Here is a 15,813-nt window from a genome sequence, read left to right as displayed (position 1 = left end):
TCTATCTTTTCCGGCCTGCCCATCGGTAAAATGCTCTGGGTCTCCCCCGTTTTCCATAGGTATTTTTGACCTCAACCATCTGCTCACGAATCAAATATCGCAAATATCGATGTATCGTTTTGGGATTGAGATTTGTCTGCCGTTGAATGACTCCTACGTCCAAATAGTCTTCCGAACAGGAAAGGCAGGATACAATGATCTCCAATGTAGATTGGTTGATGCCCTTATCCGCCTCAGAGTAAAACTGCTCTTTCTCGTGGTAGCGCAGATGGGTATTGATGCGGGAGACCAAATCCACAGGTTTAATGGGTTTGACTGCATAGTCATCCGCGCCGGCTTCTAGAAAACGCTCCATGACTGCTGTCTGCTCTTCAATGGTAAGCACAACAATCGGCACATTGATCCCCATTTCTCTCATACGGCGGACAATCTGGATTCCGTCCGGCTGAGGCAGGTGATAGTCCACAAGGATCAGATCCAGCCTTCCATTTCCATACTGCGTCAGAATGTGCTCAGCCTCTCTGAAGTTTCTTGCCAGCAGGGGCGTCCATCCTTGATGAAGAATGATCTCCTGAATTGTATAGAGGATGTCTTCGTCATCATCAATTGATAAAATGTTCTTTCCCATTGTGCTCTCCTTTATTTTGAGGCAGGGTGATCGTGATCCTTGTATATTCTCCGGGACTGCTCTTTACCTCTATTGTTCCGTGATGAAGATCAACCACCTGCTGCACAAAGCTGAGCCCCAGTCCTGTGGAGCCGCTTTCAGAATAGCCATGTGTCCACATACGCTGAAGGATCTCTGGGTTTATGCCAATACCGTTGTCCACTACTTCCCAATGGGTTGTCCCACTGCAGCAGGATACAATCAGCTGGATCTCCCCTTTCTCCGGGTCAATCGCTTTACATGCGTTTTCCAGCAGATTTACCAATGCTCGAGCCATACGGATGGAATTCACATATACCCGAACCTCAGGACACTCATTGTGGACAGAAATTCGAGAAACCAAGGGGTTTGACGCCATGCAGGAGAGCGTCAGGCGCAGAAGCCGCTCTGTCGGGACCAGGGACATTCGGTCCTCATAGAGAATTTCAGAAACCATCTGTCCCATCCGGTCACATGCATTCACAATCCTCCTCTGATATTTGGCCAGTTTTGGATCCTCTACCAGCTCCTCCGAAAGTCCAGCCAGCCCCTGAATGGTGGTAAGCGGGGTCTTGAGGTCATGGACCAAATTCTGTATCTCCCGAAACGACCTCATTTCAATATTTTTCATTCTAGCCTGGTAGAGCTGCAGCTCATCCTGTTCTGCCTTTCGGTGGGCCTGAATCAAATGCTGCTGTTCCAGATCCAGAAGCCCCATTAAAACAGTAGCGGTGGCAAAAAAGCACAGAAGCAACAGCACAAAATAAGTCAGAAGCAATTCAGCGTCCAAAATGGGCGCTATGGCCTTGATATCAGTGGAGATCTCACCATTTCCAAATCCCAATTTTGTCATGACCGGCAAAACATCCAGCCCCTGCACGGTAATGAGAAACAGGGTGATGATGATCAGCTTGTAATGCAGGCGGAAAGAAAACCGAGTCAGCAATTCAATGCAGATAAACACTAAGATAGCTGGCATGCCGATGTCCAGTCTTAGGGAATAGACCATATATACGACCTGGTAAAGTGAAATTTGGAACAGGCAGCAGAATGGAATCTTAACAAAGGGGATCTCCCGTCCATTCCACTGAATGCTAATCCCATCCATCAAAAGCGTTATGGCCAAGTAGTCAGGACCAGAACGAAGGGTATTCAGGGCAATCAGGTGAATGGCCCCTAATGCCAGAAAACCGGAATCCAGCTCATTCATCGCCTGATAGAGCAAATCATAGATCCGGAAATTCCGCTCTGTAAAAATCAGAGGGGTCAGTAATCCAACTGCCATCAGTCCCAACGCCTGGAAGACTCTCACCGCATTCCAAGTAATAGACAATCGTTTTATCCCCATACTGGCCTCACAATCACAAAACTTCCCAACAGGGGCTCTTTTTTAGAATAGCAAAAACCAATGCAAAATGCAAAGTTTTTCACTCTTGCGGCGGAAAATCCTCTTTAAACAAGCATGCACAGCAACAAGGCACAGGCGTACAGAATTGGCTCTGTACGCCTGTGCTCTTTGTTATCCCCCGGACTCCGGGCGCAGTTTGAACTCCATCCCATATTGCTGCAGGATATTTGTAACAATCAAAACCTGTTGGCTGACCCGCACTTCCATGGGCAGCTTTTGGCTGGTTTCTATTGTAAACGCATCAATCCCCAGCTCCCTGGATGCCGTACAGTTCAGACTTCCAACAGGTGCGTTTCCTTCCAGAGCAAAATCAGGATAATCTCCATTCTGGCTGTTTACCATCTCCAGTATATCCAGAGCATTGATAAATCCGCTCTGTGTCTGTCCCACCACGATAGAATTTCCGATGCTGCCGTTTACGCCGTAGAAATTGACTCCCTCATGCATATCAACCACGCAGACTGGCTGATATTTTTGGATCAGCTCCATAATCTGTGCAGACAAGACCTGAATGGGATTTCCATCCTCTGCGCCAGGATAGGAACGATTCATATCCACGCCATCCGATGCGGTCCTTTGGTTCAACTCAATGGCCTGCTGATTGGCATGCGGTACAAGAATGATGCGTCCCGTCTTTGGTTCAAGCCGTTCCAGCAGCTGCTCCGCACCCTTGAATCCGGCGGGTTCATTCCCGTGCGTGCCGGCCAGCAGGAAAATTGTCGGCCCCTCCTTCCCAGAGTCCATGATGTGACACTCTGTTTGACTTGCAAGCCCCTCAGCCAGGAAAAAGGTCGTATGTGACACCGGAGCAGGCCTCAAAAACAAAAAGTACACAACTACTCCCATGCACAGAAGGAGTACTGCCGCAATCGACCACTTTATTTCTTTTTTCATTTCTGTCGATCCTGCCTTGATCACGTGGTAGGCTCATTGAGGTAGGGACCCATTCCATTTTTCACAAGCTCATCATAGCTGGGCATCCCGGTGACAATGATCGGCTCCTCATACATTTCGCTGTAATTGGCCAGGATACGCTCTATTCCAAACACATGGCGGGCACAGCGCACCTCAATGGGCCATCCATTTTCGTCATAGGGCACATAGAGCTGCCCAATCTCACCGGCCTTCACATAAGTCTCCGACTTGCCTGTCAGGACGAGCGCCTCATCGGTGCGGTCACGCAGGCGGCCCTGGGCGGGATTGGGGGCTTCCATTAAAAGCGCCAGCGTATCCGTGTGATCGCCAAGCTCACGGTGGGTCAAGCCGCGCAGATCTGTCGGGGAGGGTTCCAGGGATATCTGCACTCCCTCCATCTGCATGTCCACGACCACATTCGATGCCAGATTCATGGCCCGTTCATGGGCAATCAAAGCATTAATGACAGGATATTCAGGGCTTGCCTCATGGAGGTCCACAGTAACATCAATGTTCTCCGTATTGATCAGCTGGACAATACCATAGCTCATCATCTCAGTTAGCGTCCCATCCGCCTTCCCCGGGTAAGTACGGTTAATGTTGCGGTTCTCACTTCCTGACAAGGACTGACCCATATAGTTGACATAGACATCCGGGTCCGGCCACTGATCCACCGGATTCGTTGCCCGGGATCCATGGATGAACTCACGGACGTTTCCTTCATCGGTGGTGATATGTACAGTGCTGGGATGCCCTTCCTGGGGGTCGTTGTGCGTAAAGGCACTGTTGTTGGTTCGGGGAATGACATACAGCGTTCCTGCCTCTACTTTTGCATTTTCTACAAACAGGACCGCTCCCATATGACCGCCCAGCTCATTTGCGTGTGTACCGCCGAGGATCAGGCAGCTGCCTCCCTCTTGCTCCCCCTGAAGCACATAAATCTGAGTATCCCCGGCAGTACCAGCTAAATCAGGGAAGTAATCGCTGAGCATTCGGACCTCTGTCACGCCCTCTCCGGGAATAATCTCTTCTGTAGCGGTCCGCATCTGGTGAAAGCTGTTACCAGAAATAGTACAGAAAACAGCTACACATGCCAGGACTGCAAGTGCAGAAATATAATTTTTCTTCATGGCACTCCTCCTATTTGATCATCAGGGCACGCAGGACAATTGGGAGCAGGACCAGCGCCGCATTCATCTGCTTTTTGATGTCTTTCTCTTCAAAAATGCAAAATACGGTTACAACTCCTACAAACACCATGATCAGCCAGGATACGATAGTTACGATCGTCACAATGACACCTCCTTGCGGTTCTCAGGGGAGAAGGGACGCGATTGGGTTGGCAAAAATGATAAACAGTAGGCTCCAGGCAATGATCAGCAGCGCAGAGGGAAGGCACTTCTTCAGAACACCGGTGTATTGCTCCAGTCCCGCGACCTTGGACGCAAAAATGCCAGCAAGGGCGGTAGGCGGCATCAGCTCACCCACACTGGCAATAGAGGCCAGTGCAGCAGCAACCACAATCGTATCCCGGCTCATGAGGGCCAGCAGGAACGGGACACCAAACACAGACGCTGCCCCCAGAGAAGAGATGGCTCCAAACAGCGGAATCGTAACCGCAATGGCCACAAAAATCAAGGCATCGGGAAGAGCAAGGCAGTTAACGACCAGCCAGCCCTTAACTCCGGTCATAGTCATAATCTCAATAAACATCCCAACCCCCATCAAGATTCCCATGACAGGCAGTGAGCTGTTCACTCCCTCTTTAATCGCTGCCCAAACCGAAAATTTTTTCCCGGTCAGGATACAGAGCAGTGCACTGATCATAAAAACAATAGTCATGCTCAGAGATGGGACGATATTCGGCAGCATAGAGGGAAGGAGGATCAGCGCCAGCAGAACAAAGACGGGCAATAGCATGACAAAAGACATCTTTTCATCGTCTCTGATCTGCAGTTGAATTTTGACCTGCTCATAGTCCATATTTTTACAGTCCTTTAGCCCAAGGACCAGCACCGAAAAAATTGCCAGTGGGACAGAGAGAAGCAGCAGTGGAATTCCAAACCCCACATAGGGGATGTCTACACCTCCACCAATGGTCATAACTGCAATATTGACCGGAGGAGCTGTGGCACCATACATACCACCAAGCGCAATAATAGCCGCTGCTTTTTCTGCAGGAATCCCCATCGCGATGAGGATCGGGCAGACAATCGCACCTGCGCTGATTACCGCTGCGGTGGAGGATCCGGTGATCATACCTGGGAACATGATAATCAGCATAAGGAGCAGGAGCAGGATGACCTTATGGTTGTGGAATCTGCGAAGGAAGAATCGATTCAGCATATCAAGGGCACCAGAATACTGAATGCATTTCATAAAAATCATTGCACAGGCAATGACCAGAATGGTATCTAGGAAGGACATGGTACCTTCCACCATAAACTTCACCGGAACTCCAAAGCCGCCAGCCAGGGCCCCGCCCACCGAGGAAAGCAATAATGCAATTCCCACAGGCAGCTTCAGGAAGAAACAACTTCCCGCAAAGATGACGATCATCAGCAGGAAAATCAGCAGTTCAGACATATGACAACTCCTTCTTGTTCAACAGAAGGGGCTGATGCAGCCACCTCACAATTATTTGAATGCCTTTGGGAGCACAGTACCCACATCCGCCAATGTTTCAACGGTATCCATTGGGATTCCATTTTCTGATGCAATCTGGGTAAAAAGTCCATCATCATCTCCGCCAGCAACGACCAGCAGATAATCAGCTTTAGGGGAAACCGCAGAGATGAAGCCGTCACTCAGTTCACCGCGGCGGGCACTCCCGCCGATATGGGCGACAATGATAGTCATATCCGCCTCCTCAGCCTTAGCTATCACCGCATCCACGCGCTCCTGCTCCACGTCGGCATCCACTCCAGCGGCTCCAAGCCCCTTCTGACTGCCGCCCACACCAATGATCAGGGTCTTATAGGCAGAGGTATCAAAGCTGTCTGCCCCAATGCTTGTCTCAATATCACAGGAGAACCCGGCCTTCTCTAAAATCGCACTGAGCATAGATGCGTCAGCACTCTGCCCTGCAGAGGTGATCAGGGCAGGGGTCTCCGCAATAGGTTCTGTCAGCCCTGTCACCTCTGTGACCTGGGTAGAGCTCCCTGCGGAACCCGGGGCCTGACCGGAGGTACTTCCAGGATCTCCGCATGCGGCTAAGGAAAGCACCATCGCCCCCGCCAGCACAAAAGACAGCACCTTTTTCATAATTAAATTCTCCTTTCAGAAATGTCTTGACATTGAAATTGCAAAAACCGGCCAAGGCCAGAAGGCCCTGGCCGGTTCCATGCACAGGAATCCGTACATCTGGTAAAGATCAATATGCGACGCCCTGCGAATCCCGTCTCGGGTCCCCGGCCACATGAAGCTCACCAGTATCAGGATTATAAGTAATAGTGTTGGAGCTACCCATATTGGCGTCCCAGTCTGAACCAACCTTTACGGTATGCCCCATAGCCTCCAGTTCATCGATCACATCCTGAGGCATCCGTCCCTCCACCTGGATGACGCAATCCGCTCCAGCAAAGACTCGGGGTGCATCGGCGGAATCCTGGGCATTCATTCCAAAATCCACAATATTGATGATTGTCTGGGCCATGCAGGCGATAATGCGCTCACCTCCAGGAGATCCAGAAATCAGAACCGGCTCTCCTTCAGGGCTGACCAAAATAGTTGGTGTCATGCTGGATAGAGAGAGCTTGCCTGGCGCCACAGAGTTGGGCTTACCCTGCTCCAAATCGAAGCTGGTCAGACCATTGCTCAGCAGGAAGCCTCGTCCGGGAACCGTAATGCCACAGCCAAAGTGGGAACTAATAGACTGGGTCATGCATGCCATGTTGCCATCTTTATCAATGACAGACATGTGCGTAGTGGAGGCACTCTCATAAGGCATCGGGTCTCCGGCCTCCAGCTCAGTTGTGGCCTCATCTGTAATCTGCTCATAAAGAGAGTAGGCATAATCTTTAGAGCTCAAGCCGGTAATGGGGATATCGCCAAAGCTGGGGTCGCCCAAATATGCACCCCGGTCGGCATACGCGCGCATCATGGCTTCCGAGATCACATGGATGCTTTCAGGAGTATTGTGCCCCATAGAAGCCAGATCAAAGTTCTCAAGAATATTGAGGATTTCACCCACGATCACTCCGCCAGAGCTGGGCAGCGGCATACTGTAAAGCTTATAGCCCCGATAGGTCACCTCAACTGGATCATCAATGACCAGAACATCAGTCATTGCAGTCTTCAGATCATTCATGTTCATCACACCGCCGTCGGCCTGGATGATGTCCACGATCTCCTGTGCAATGGGTCCTTCATAAAAATATTCGATTCCATTTTCTGCGATCAGATTTAGAGTATCGATCAGATCGGGGTTGTAAATGACATCTCCCACTTCGGGAACAGTCAGCCCGTCCTTCAGCCAGAGCTCTCGGGACGCCTCATGCATGTACAGTTTTTCATAGGAACTGTCGATCAGGTTGTGCAGATTCTCTGTCACTCGAATCCCCTGCTCGGCCGCCTGAGTAACATAGGGAATGATCTCAGAGAGTGTCATGGTCCCCCAATTGTCCAACGCCACCTGATAAGTGGACAGGGCTTTCATAATGGATACCGCCTTACCGGAAGAATTGAACTCACTCCAAAGCTCCTGGTTGCGGGTGCCGTCCTCATTGAGCAGGTACTCAAAATAGTCCAGCGGGATATCCTCAGGTGCAGGGAACTGACTGCTGATGGCCACGTTCTTCTGCTCATCGGCCAGGTAGATATTCATAAATCCGCCGCCGCCAAGTCCGCTGGCGTTCGGCTCAAAAAATCCAATGGCCAGTGCGGTGGCCACGCAGGCATCGATCGCGTTTCCTCCCGCCTTCAGGACCTCAATACCAACCTCAGAAGCCTCCTGCTTTCCAGAGGTGACGGCACCGTTGTATCCAGAAGCATCCCGTGTGCTTAAGGTCGTTGCCGCCGTTCCGATATCGCTTCCCTCTGCTGCGGCGATCCCGCCCTGATTATTCAGCGGATAATCGGATTCCCCTTCTGGGGAGGAGGGCACTGATGCGCTGCTTGACTGAGAGGCGCTGGGCTGAGAGGAGGAAGACGGGACACTGCTGGTTGAAGGCTGAGTTCCTTGTCCACAAGCTGTCATGCTGATCAGCATAGCGGCTGAGAGGGTAAGGGCTGCGAGTTGGCGTCTTTGTTTCATTTTTGTACCTCCTTACATTTCTCTGTCATTTCTATTGGCCATTAGCGTTCTGGTGTGATAGTCCTCTCGCATCTTTATATGTGTGCACACAGGTAGGAAAGGTCATTTCCTTTCTTAAATCAACTTTAACATGCAAAATTCTAGATGTCTATTTTATCTTTTTAATCTCACATAAAAAATAAAAAATTTAGCTTTTGACGAATATTTTTTGTTTATTCCGCAATAATAAAAGATTTTTCACCGACTATATTCAAAAATTTAATATTTTTTATATTTTTTTAACATTTAAAGATATAAAAAACTATATATGCATATAAATGTATTTGTTAGTTTCTTTAAATAAACATAAGATTTTTTATTCAATTGGTACCCCAAATCCAAACGCTCCATGCACCATACATGTTTGGGCGGAAAGCTCGGCTCCCGCTTCCATACACTGCCTCAGATATGGTTTGGAACAAGCCCCGCTGGTTTTCAACTCTAGATATCGCATGAGAAAACCAGCTGCAAAAGAATCTCCGGCACCTAACGTATCCACCGCCTGTACAAGCTTTGGGGTGTGATACGCCATCTCTCTTCCGTCCCATGCCATGGCTCCTCGGCTCCCCATGGTTGCCACGGCGATTCCGCACCCCTCCTCGTGTATCTGTTCCAGCAGGGTGCGTACGCTGTCCTCATCAGAATCCGAACAGGACAGAAAACCTATGTCCAGCCAAGGGCATATATGCTGTCTGCGTTCAATATCCTCCCAGGAGCGGGAAAAATCATAGGAAACCAGCGGTACAAGCGGCTTCAACAGTGGAAGCTGGTCATCAAAATAGCTGTTATTGCTGGTATGGACCACTTCAAAACTGTCAATATAAGACAGGTCGGACGCTGTCAGGCGCAGAGGGTGCTCCCGAAGCACCCCACCTTTATTGCTGCTGACAAAACTTCTGTCACCGTCTATCAGATCAACAACTGCATAGCCATTTTCCCCCTCATAAGTCCGGCAGCGGCTGAATTCCACCCCAACTGCCGTCAGGGTCTCTTTTATATGGTTTCCTACTCTGTCTGTCCCAAATACCCCCATATATGCACTGAAGCACCCCTGAAGTCTGCAATAAACTGCAACATTCAGTGCCTGTCCCCCTGGGAACATAGTGGAAATCGTACGATATTTGTCACAAACATTATCTCCGATCCCAATGATCCTCATCTGAGTCATCTCCCTTAAATCAGTATATATATTTATATTAGTTTTCCTTTCAAAAAAAGTCAAGATTTAGGCAGAATATTTCTTGACTTTTTCTTTTAAAATCTATATGCTTGTTCTAGAATATATTATAAGTTTATATTATCAATTTGAAAGGAGAAACAGCAATGGAAATCAGAGAGATGATTACAGAAATTAAGGGACGCTTGGACACAAGGGGCGGGTTGAAAGCCGTCATCTTTGTTGCCTGCGGAGGCTCACAGGCTGCCATCTATCCTGGCAAGTATCTTCTGGAGCGTGAGGCCAATGAAATAGCGGTCTCAATTTATAACAGCAATGAGTTCAATTATGTAACCCCGAAATCTCTGGATGAGAGGTGCATCGTAATCTGCTGCTCCTTGAAGGCCACAGCAGAAACCGTGCATGCAGTGGAGCGCGCACGGCAGTTCGGAGCTGTTACCATCGCTATGACGGGCTCCCCTGAAACCGGAATGGCAAAAGCCGGAGAATATGTGGTAGTGTACTCCAATGGGGATGAACAGATTTATTCCCAATCCAACCAGTCGATGGCACTGCGGCTTGGGTTTGAAATTCTGCATCAATTTGAAGGATATCCGCTGTACCATGAGGCTATGGCAGCCTTTGACCAGATCGACGCAATCGTTGCAGAAAGCAAACGATCCATGCTCCCTGCCGCACAATCTTTTGCTGTTGAATATCAAAACGATCCTCTCTTTCAAGTCCTGGGGGCCGGCCCGCTGTACGGGACCGCCTATTCTATGGCAAACTGTCATTTTATGGAAATGCATTGGCGAAATGCCATTATGATTCACAGCGGAGAATATTTCCACGGTCCCTTTGAAATGACCAGCGAGACTCAGCCGATGATCCTTCTGATGGCAACCGGGCGTTCACGCTTTTTGGATGAACGTGTACTTAAATTCCTCAAAACCTATGCAAAGCGCTTTATCGTTATAGATGCTAAGGATACTGGGATTGAGGAACACATTGATCCCAGAATTGCCGAATTTTTCAACTCTGTGGTAATGATCCCGCTGGAGCGTTTCTTTGTAGAGCAGATGTCCAAGCTCTGCAAGCACTCCATGGATGACCGGCACTATATGTGGAAAGTAGAATATTGAGAAGATGCGCGAAATATCTACGAGGAGGGGGCTTGTCCTGAGGACAGGCCCCCTCCTCGTAGATTCCGCTTCTTATCTTACAGTTCTCCCCTGTATCCTCAAGATGTAGGCGGCAGCTCTCTGTGCCACATATTGCTTCGCTGTATCCGTACATGTCGGCACAGGCACAGGATCCCTGCCGCAGCCAGGAGTCCCAGTACAATCGGAAGCAACGGATATTGTATCCTGTAATACACTGCACTGCTTCCCGGATCCGGCCATTGAACCGGGTCATATGGCAGGCCGTATTCTGCGGTCAACTGCTTGATATTCAGCAGGTGAACGACCGGGATTCCCCTTCCCAGGTATCGTTCCACCAGACCGCTTTGATCTGTCACCGGCATGGCGCTTCTTGGGTCCAGAACTCCCTGCCCCAAAGCGATCCCGCGTTCTCCCACACCCATGGAGGTCACATTTCCTCCCACAGATACAAAGCATTGGATGGGGCCCTGGCGCTCATAGATCTCCTGTCTCTGTTCCAAATTATTCAGAAACTTCGGTTCTTGAAAGATCACAAGTCCCGCCTGCTCCAGCCGCTCCAAGATCTCCATCTTCTGCTCGGGCAACATCCCATCTCCTGTATCATTGTCGCCTCCCAGCGTAACTGCGGCACTGTCTGTTGTAAGCACGCCGTCCTGCACAAGCCGGTGCAGCATCTCTGGAAAGGTAAGCTCTGGATCAGTAGCACCATAAGTAGACGCTCCTACTGACGAAATGGGGATGACTTCCACTTTCATAGACTGGCATGCTGCCATCACTGCCAGATTCATTGCAGGGAAAGAACCCGAAAACCCTGCGGCCACCCGGTCCCCCGGCCGAACCCCTGCCTCATAGAGCAATCTGACGCACAGCGCCCCCATATCCGGCCATGCAGTCGTTCTCTTAGCTTCTATGGCACCAAGGGTCGTGGTAATCCCTGTATAGTAGGGACCGATCATACCGGTCTGATGATAATCTTCCTGGCTCATAGGGATATGGAGCTCCTCTTTATATCCCCTTACTGCGGAAAAGCATCTGGTCAGCAGCTCAGCTGCCTGCCGCTGTTCCATCACATATGAGGTCTCAGCGCGCTGGACTCCGTAGGACGCCCACCAGACTGCTCCGAAAAGGATCAGAGCACACAGCATCAGCAGGCGCACAATCTTTTTTTCTCTCTGTTTCCCGTTCATACCCGGAACACCTGCATTCCCATTCCCATCATGATCAAGGCCAGAATACCTACTACCACTGCCAGAGACATCAGAGATTTTACCGCTCCCTGCCGTTCCAACTCGTTTGCTATGATGCCCGGCACCAGCACGCCAATGATTCCTGGATCATAAGGCAGTATCTCAGAGGAGGCAATGATCAAATCAATGGTAAACGCCAATAAAATCATCACAGCAAAGCGCCGTCGGCCATATAAAATCATGAAATTTCCCAACAGTTTGCCGCCTCCCCATGCCAAGAGTGCGATCACCAGCGTATAGACAATTCTGACCGGCGTCTGCAGGCAGAGGACAATATATCCCGGTACGATCAGCCCAGCTGGAGAAAAACCTGTCAGTTCCGTAAACAAAAGACTGACGGCCACCCCGATCAAAACAATTTCATGGTACAATTCTCTTCCCCTCCCCCACCACACGTTCTATGAGTGACCTTCCTGGTCCTGCCAAATTTCCAGCTGCAAAGATCACAGTATCCGATCCTGTTCTATCCAGGGGTACCTCCTTTTCACTGCCTAAACTGTACACCGGCCTGCCGGGCAGTCTTTTCTTTATCTCCCGGCATACCGCGCCTCGGGCCCCTCCAGTGATCCACACTTCTTCCGGCTGAAGCTCATGCGCAACCATCGCCATATGGATAGCACGGTACCCCCGGTCTGCACGGTTATTAATGAGTAGGATCAGCTTATGTCCATCCAGTTTCAGTCTCTCTGCCATCCTTCGATAATTCATGCATGTGGATTTAGGATCATTGACTGCCATGGCGTTGATAAATAGAGCCCCTTGGGGAAGCCGGAACGCCGAAAGGGCATATGGGTCCGGCTGATAGCTTAAAATCCCCGCCAATGCAGCTTCACGGTCCACTCCCAGCTCTCCGCACACAGCCAGGGCAAGCGCCACATTCTCCGGAAAGTCGAAATTTGGAAGATCATCTGCCGGGCGGGACAATTCCACCCTGGCCCCTACTTTTTCTGCATTCCGCACCATCTGGCCCCAAAATTGAGTATCCGCTGTATAAAGGATCCCATGCTCCGGAATGGTGCGGGATAGGGAATCACATATCTCTTCCAAGGTCAGCCCCATCTCCTCTGTATGGTCCAGCCGTACATTCGTGATCACCCCAATATCAGAGCGTACGATTTTCCTCTGTGAGATTTCCTGGAGAAATGGATCCACAGCCATACACTCTATTACAAGGACCTGGGCATGCTCCCTGACCGCCATACGCATCACCCGGGCCTGCTCCCGTATATTTGCCTTCCCGCGGCGGCGCAGTGGCCGTTCTACTCCGTCCGTTCCAATCAGCCGAGGGACTGTCCCAGTTGTCTTGCAGAAGACTGACCAGCCCCCAGACTTTAATCCCGCAGCGATCATTCGGGTCACCGTGGATTTTCCCCGGATTCCATTTACATACACTACATGCTGCAGCAAGGCTCTGTCCCGTTTGACCTGATACACTTCTAACCCTAATAGGATCATAATCAACAGGAAAAGCACCAAAATTAGAGCTTCCATATTTCCCTCCCCCTCATATTTATTATATATATTCTTATAAGCAATTATATCAAATACCATTTTCTTTGAGAAGACTGTTCGGTAAAACTTTTTTCTTCTTCCATAGACTCTTGGCCACCGCAGCTCTGTTTTAATATAGTACTCCCAAGAGCCTTCCACAAAAATAAAGCCGCACCCCTGTGGCAGGTTGCTACTCGGAACCAAAATAGAGACAGAGGGGTACCCTCTTCACTAGGAAATACTCTCCCCTCTGATAAAAAATCGGAGCAAGCGCACAAACGCTTACTCCGACCATGTCTTGTCCAAACACTATAGATGCCGTCACTCCCTAGTTCGTACTCAAACCACATCACAGCCCAGCAAAGTGGTTATGATGCGGAAGAAGGAACAGCAGAATGAGCGCACTCTAATTTCAATAAAAATCGGAGCAAGCGATATAACGCTTGCTCCGACGCTGGAGGTGCCACCCAGATTTGAACTGGGGGTGGAGCTTTTGCAGAGCTCTGCCTTACCACTTGGCTATGGCACCAAAAATATGGAGCGAGTGACGGGGCTCGAACCCGCTACCTCCACCTTGGCAAGGTGGCGCTCTACCAGATGAGCTACACTCGCATATTGTGCCCTGACGGGATCATTCTTATCTCGTCAGGGACTTGGTGCCTCCGGTCGGAATCGAACCAACGACACGAGGATTTTCAGTCCTCTGCTCTACCAACTGAGCTACAGAGGCAAATGGCGACTCGGAAGGGACTTGAACCCTCGACCTCCGGCGTGACAGGCCGGCGTTCTAACCAACTGAACTACCGAGCCAGGTAGTCATGGGATGGGGCCAATGTGGTGGGAACAACAGGGCTCGAACCTGTGACCCCATGCTTGTAAGGCATGTGCTCTACCAGCTGAGCTATGCTCCCCCGGTTTGCTGTCGCTGTCTCACGACGGCTTGCTTATTATACTAAAGTCTCTCCATCTTGTCAACCACTATTTTCACTTTTTTTGCGCAAATTTTGGTTTCCTCTTTTTTTCTGCCCCGGACCAGCAGACAGCAGGCCCACCGGTCCGGAGGCATCCCTATTTCTACATCTTCCGTTCTGTGGGGGCCGGGGACTTCTCCCCCTCCCGGGCGAGCTCCGTACGGAAGAAGTGGAGCAGCATCCCGCCGCTGCACAGGAAGGTGATGAAGTCCGCCACCATCTGGGTCATCTCCAGCCCGGTGAGATCAAACAGCCTGGGCAGCAGGAAGATCAGAGGGATAAAGAACAGCCCCTGCCGGCATACGGCCAGGAAGGAGGCCCTCCAGGAGCACCCCAGCGACTGGAAGAGCATGTTGGCAAAGACCAGCACCGCCCCCAGGGGAAGGCTGACACACTGGAACCGGAAAGCCCGGGCCCCGATGGCGATCACCTCCGTGTCCTCCCGGAAGAAGTGGATCACCTGGGGTGCGAAAAGAAACCCAATGACGGCCGCCGCAGTCAGCACCAAGGTGCAGGACTTCATGGAGAACTTCACGCTCTCCCGCACCCGGTCCAGCCGCCCCGCACCGTAGTTGAAGCCTACTACAGGCTGAAACCCCTGGCCGAAGCCGATGACGACGGACATGATGAAGGTAAACACCTTGGTCACGATCCCCATGGCGGCCACCGCCGGGTCGCCGTAGAGCCCCGCATTGAGGTTCAGAGACACGGAGGCCACACTGGACATGCCCTGCCGCAGGAAGGATGGCAGACCGCTTTTCAGGATGTCTCCATACACCTTGGCCTCTCGGGCGATGAGCCGGGGGCTGACCCGGATGTCGCTCTGCCCTCGCACAAAGAAGGAGGCCAGGATAGCCAGGCTGACACACTGGCTGAACAGGGTGGCGATGGCCGCCCCGGAGATGCCCATGTCAAAGGTGAAGATCAGGATGGGGTCCAACACGATGTTCAGCAGTCCGCCGAATCCCAGGCCGATCACCGACCGGTTGGCCTTTCCCTGCCACCGCAGCAAATTGTTGAGGATATAGGCCAGGATCATCACCGGGGCACCGAATATGATATACCTGGCGTAGTCTAGGGCGTAGGGATAGATGGTGGGGGTAGCCCCCAGCAGCCAGACCAGCTCATCGATCCAGACGAAGCAGACGGACATGAGCAGCAACCCCAGCACCAGTCCCAGAATGACGGCGCTGGATGCGTACTGGTCCGCCCGCTCTTTCCATCCCTTCCCCAGCAGCCGGGAGGTGATGCTCCCCGACCCCATCCCCACGGTGAAGCCCACCGCCTGGATGATCGCCATGAGGGAAAAGACGATGCTCACCGCTCCGGAGGCGCTGGTGGCTCCATCCCCCGCGCCGATGTGGGAGACAAAATAGGTGTCCGCCATGTTGTAGATGGAGGTCACCAGCATGCTGATGATGGTGGGCACCGCCAGCCTGCCGATCAGTCCCGGGATGGGGGCCTCCAGCATCTGTTTCCGCTGTTCTTCCGGACTTTCCCGCTTCACTTTTTTCTCCTTTCCG

The 15,813-nt window shown here is 51.1% G+C and carries 14 protein-coding genes and 5 tRNA genes; 1 reads left to right on the top strand and 18 read right to left on the bottom strand.

The features are described from left to right. Nucleotide 1 precedes the first annotated feature (1 nt). From BN1969_RS07055 to BN1969_RS07020, 9 genes are all read right to left on the bottom strand, one after another. On the bottom strand, nt 2-628 hold the full coding sequence (locus BN1969_RS07055; protein ID WP_050623656.1) for a response regulator transcription factor: 627 nt from the start codon (nt 626-628) through the stop codon (nt 2-4). Then, nucleotides 603-1,994, bottom strand: a complete 1,392-nt coding sequence (locus BN1969_RS07050) for a HAMP domain-containing sensor histidine kinase (protein WP_050623655.1) — start codon at nt 1,992-1,994, stop codon at nt 603-605. Before BN1969_RS07050 ends, BN1969_RS07055 begins: the two co-directional genes overlap by 26 nt. A gap of 171 nt (nt 1,995-2,165) precedes the next feature. Continuing rightward, nucleotides 2,166-2,972 carry a succinylglutamate desuccinylase/aspartoacylase family protein gene (locus BN1969_RS07045; RefSeq protein WP_050623654.1) on the bottom strand — a complete coding sequence of 269 codons (807 nt, stop codon included), beginning with the start codon at nt 2,970-2,972 and terminating at the stop codon, nt 2,166-2,168. Then, a complete protein-coding gene (locus BN1969_RS07040; RefSeq protein ID WP_050623653.1) occupies nt 2,969-4,099 on the bottom strand; it encodes a M14 family metallopeptidase in 1,131 nt (376 codons plus the stop codon). The genes BN1969_RS07045 and BN1969_RS07040 overlap by 4 nt, the downstream gene beginning before the upstream one ends. Before the next feature lie 10 nt (nt 4,100-4,109). After that, the gene (locus tag BN1969_RS17865; RefSeq protein WP_154669727.1) at nt 4,110-4,262 is read right to left on the bottom strand and encodes a hypothetical protein; all 153 of its coding nucleotides are present in this window, start codon (nt 4,260-4,262) and stop codon (nt 4,110-4,112) included. Nucleotides 4,263-4,283: 21 nt separating this feature from the next. Beyond that, a complete protein-coding gene (locus BN1969_RS07035; RefSeq protein ID WP_050623652.1) occupies nt 4,284-5,555 on the bottom strand; it encodes a TRAP transporter large permease subunit in 1,272 nt (423 codons plus the stop codon). Between the two features lie 51 nt (nt 5,556-5,606). Beyond that, entirely contained in the window at nt 5,607-6,233 is a 627-nt protein-coding gene (locus BN1969_RS07030) for a DUF6305 family protein (protein WP_050623651.1), read from the bottom strand. A 109-nt stretch (nt 6,234-6,342) separates the two neighbouring features. Continuing rightward, the gene (ggt, locus tag BN1969_RS07025; RefSeq protein ID WP_050623650.1) at nt 6,343-8,223 is read right to left on the bottom strand and encodes a gamma-glutamyltransferase; all 1,881 of its coding nucleotides are present in this window, start codon (nt 8,221-8,223) and stop codon (nt 6,343-6,345) included. Nucleotides 8,224-8,578: 355 nt separating this feature from the next. After that, complete coding sequence (locus BN1969_RS07020; protein ID WP_050623649.1) at nt 8,579-9,421, bottom strand: PfkB family carbohydrate kinase; 843 nt, start codon at nt 9,419-9,421, stop codon at nt 8,579-8,581. Nucleotides 9,422-9,585: 164 nt separating this feature from the next. On the opposite strand from BN1969_RS07020, the gene BN1969_RS07015 reads away from it, so the two are divergent. Next, nucleotides 9,586-10,560, top strand: a complete 975-nt coding sequence (locus BN1969_RS07015; RefSeq protein ID WP_050623648.1) for an SIS domain-containing protein — start codon at nt 9,586-9,588, stop codon at nt 10,558-10,560. A 98-nt stretch (nt 10,561-10,658) separates the two neighbouring features. On the opposite strand, the gene pgsW is transcribed toward BN1969_RS07015, so the two are convergent. The 9 genes from pgsW to BN1969_RS06970 form a co-directional block, all read right to left on the bottom strand. Next, nucleotides 10,659-11,768 carry a poly-gamma-glutamate system protein gene (gene pgsW, locus BN1969_RS07010; RefSeq protein WP_050623647.1) on the bottom strand — a complete coding sequence of 370 codons (1,110 nt, stop codon included), beginning with the start codon at nt 11,766-11,768 and terminating at the stop codon, nt 10,659-10,661. Continuing rightward, the gene (gene pgsC / locus BN1969_RS07005; RefSeq protein WP_050623646.1) at nt 11,765-12,199 is read right to left on the bottom strand and encodes a poly-gamma-glutamate biosynthesis protein PgsC; all 435 of its coding nucleotides are present in this window, start codon (nt 12,197-12,199) and stop codon (nt 11,765-11,767) included. Before pgsC ends, pgsW begins: the two co-directional genes overlap by 4 nt. Continuing rightward, nucleotides 12,189-13,478: a poly-gamma-glutamate synthase PgsB gene (pgsB, locus tag BN1969_RS07000; protein WP_147577024.1), complete on the bottom strand. Its 1,290-nt coding sequence runs from the start codon at nt 13,476-13,478 to the stop codon at nt 12,189-12,191. Before pgsB ends, pgsC begins: the two co-directional genes overlap by 11 nt. Before the next feature lie 296 nt (nt 13,479-13,774). Beyond that, nucleotides 13,775-13,848, bottom strand: a tRNA-Cys gene (locus BN1969_RS06995). 7 nt (nt 13,849-13,855) lie between these two features. Next, nucleotides 13,856-13,931, bottom strand: a tRNA-Gly gene (locus BN1969_RS06990). A 42-nt stretch (nt 13,932-13,973) separates the two neighbouring features. After that, nucleotides 13,974-14,049 (bottom strand) — tRNA-Phe (locus BN1969_RS06985). A gap of 3 nt (nt 14,050-14,052) precedes the next feature. Next, nucleotides 14,053-14,129, bottom strand: a tRNA-Asp gene (locus BN1969_RS06980). 25 nt (nt 14,130-14,154) lie between these two features. Further along, nucleotides 14,155-14,230 (bottom strand) — tRNA-Val (locus BN1969_RS06975). Nucleotides 14,231-14,393: 163 nt separating this feature from the next. After that, the gene (locus tag BN1969_RS06970) at nt 14,394-15,797 is read right to left on the bottom strand and encodes an MATE family efflux transporter (RefSeq protein WP_242850291.1); all 1,404 of its coding nucleotides are present in this window, start codon (nt 15,795-15,797) and stop codon (nt 14,394-14,396) included. Nucleotides 15,798-15,813 lie beyond the last annotated feature (16 nt).

It is taken from the genome of Clostridium phoceensis, assembly GCF_001244495.1.
In the GTDB taxonomy this organism is placed as follows: domain Bacteria; phylum Bacillota; class Clostridia; order Oscillospirales; family Oscillospiraceae; genus Lawsonibacter; species Lawsonibacter asaccharolyticus.
This window is presented reverse-complemented; position numbering and strand designations above follow the sequence as displayed.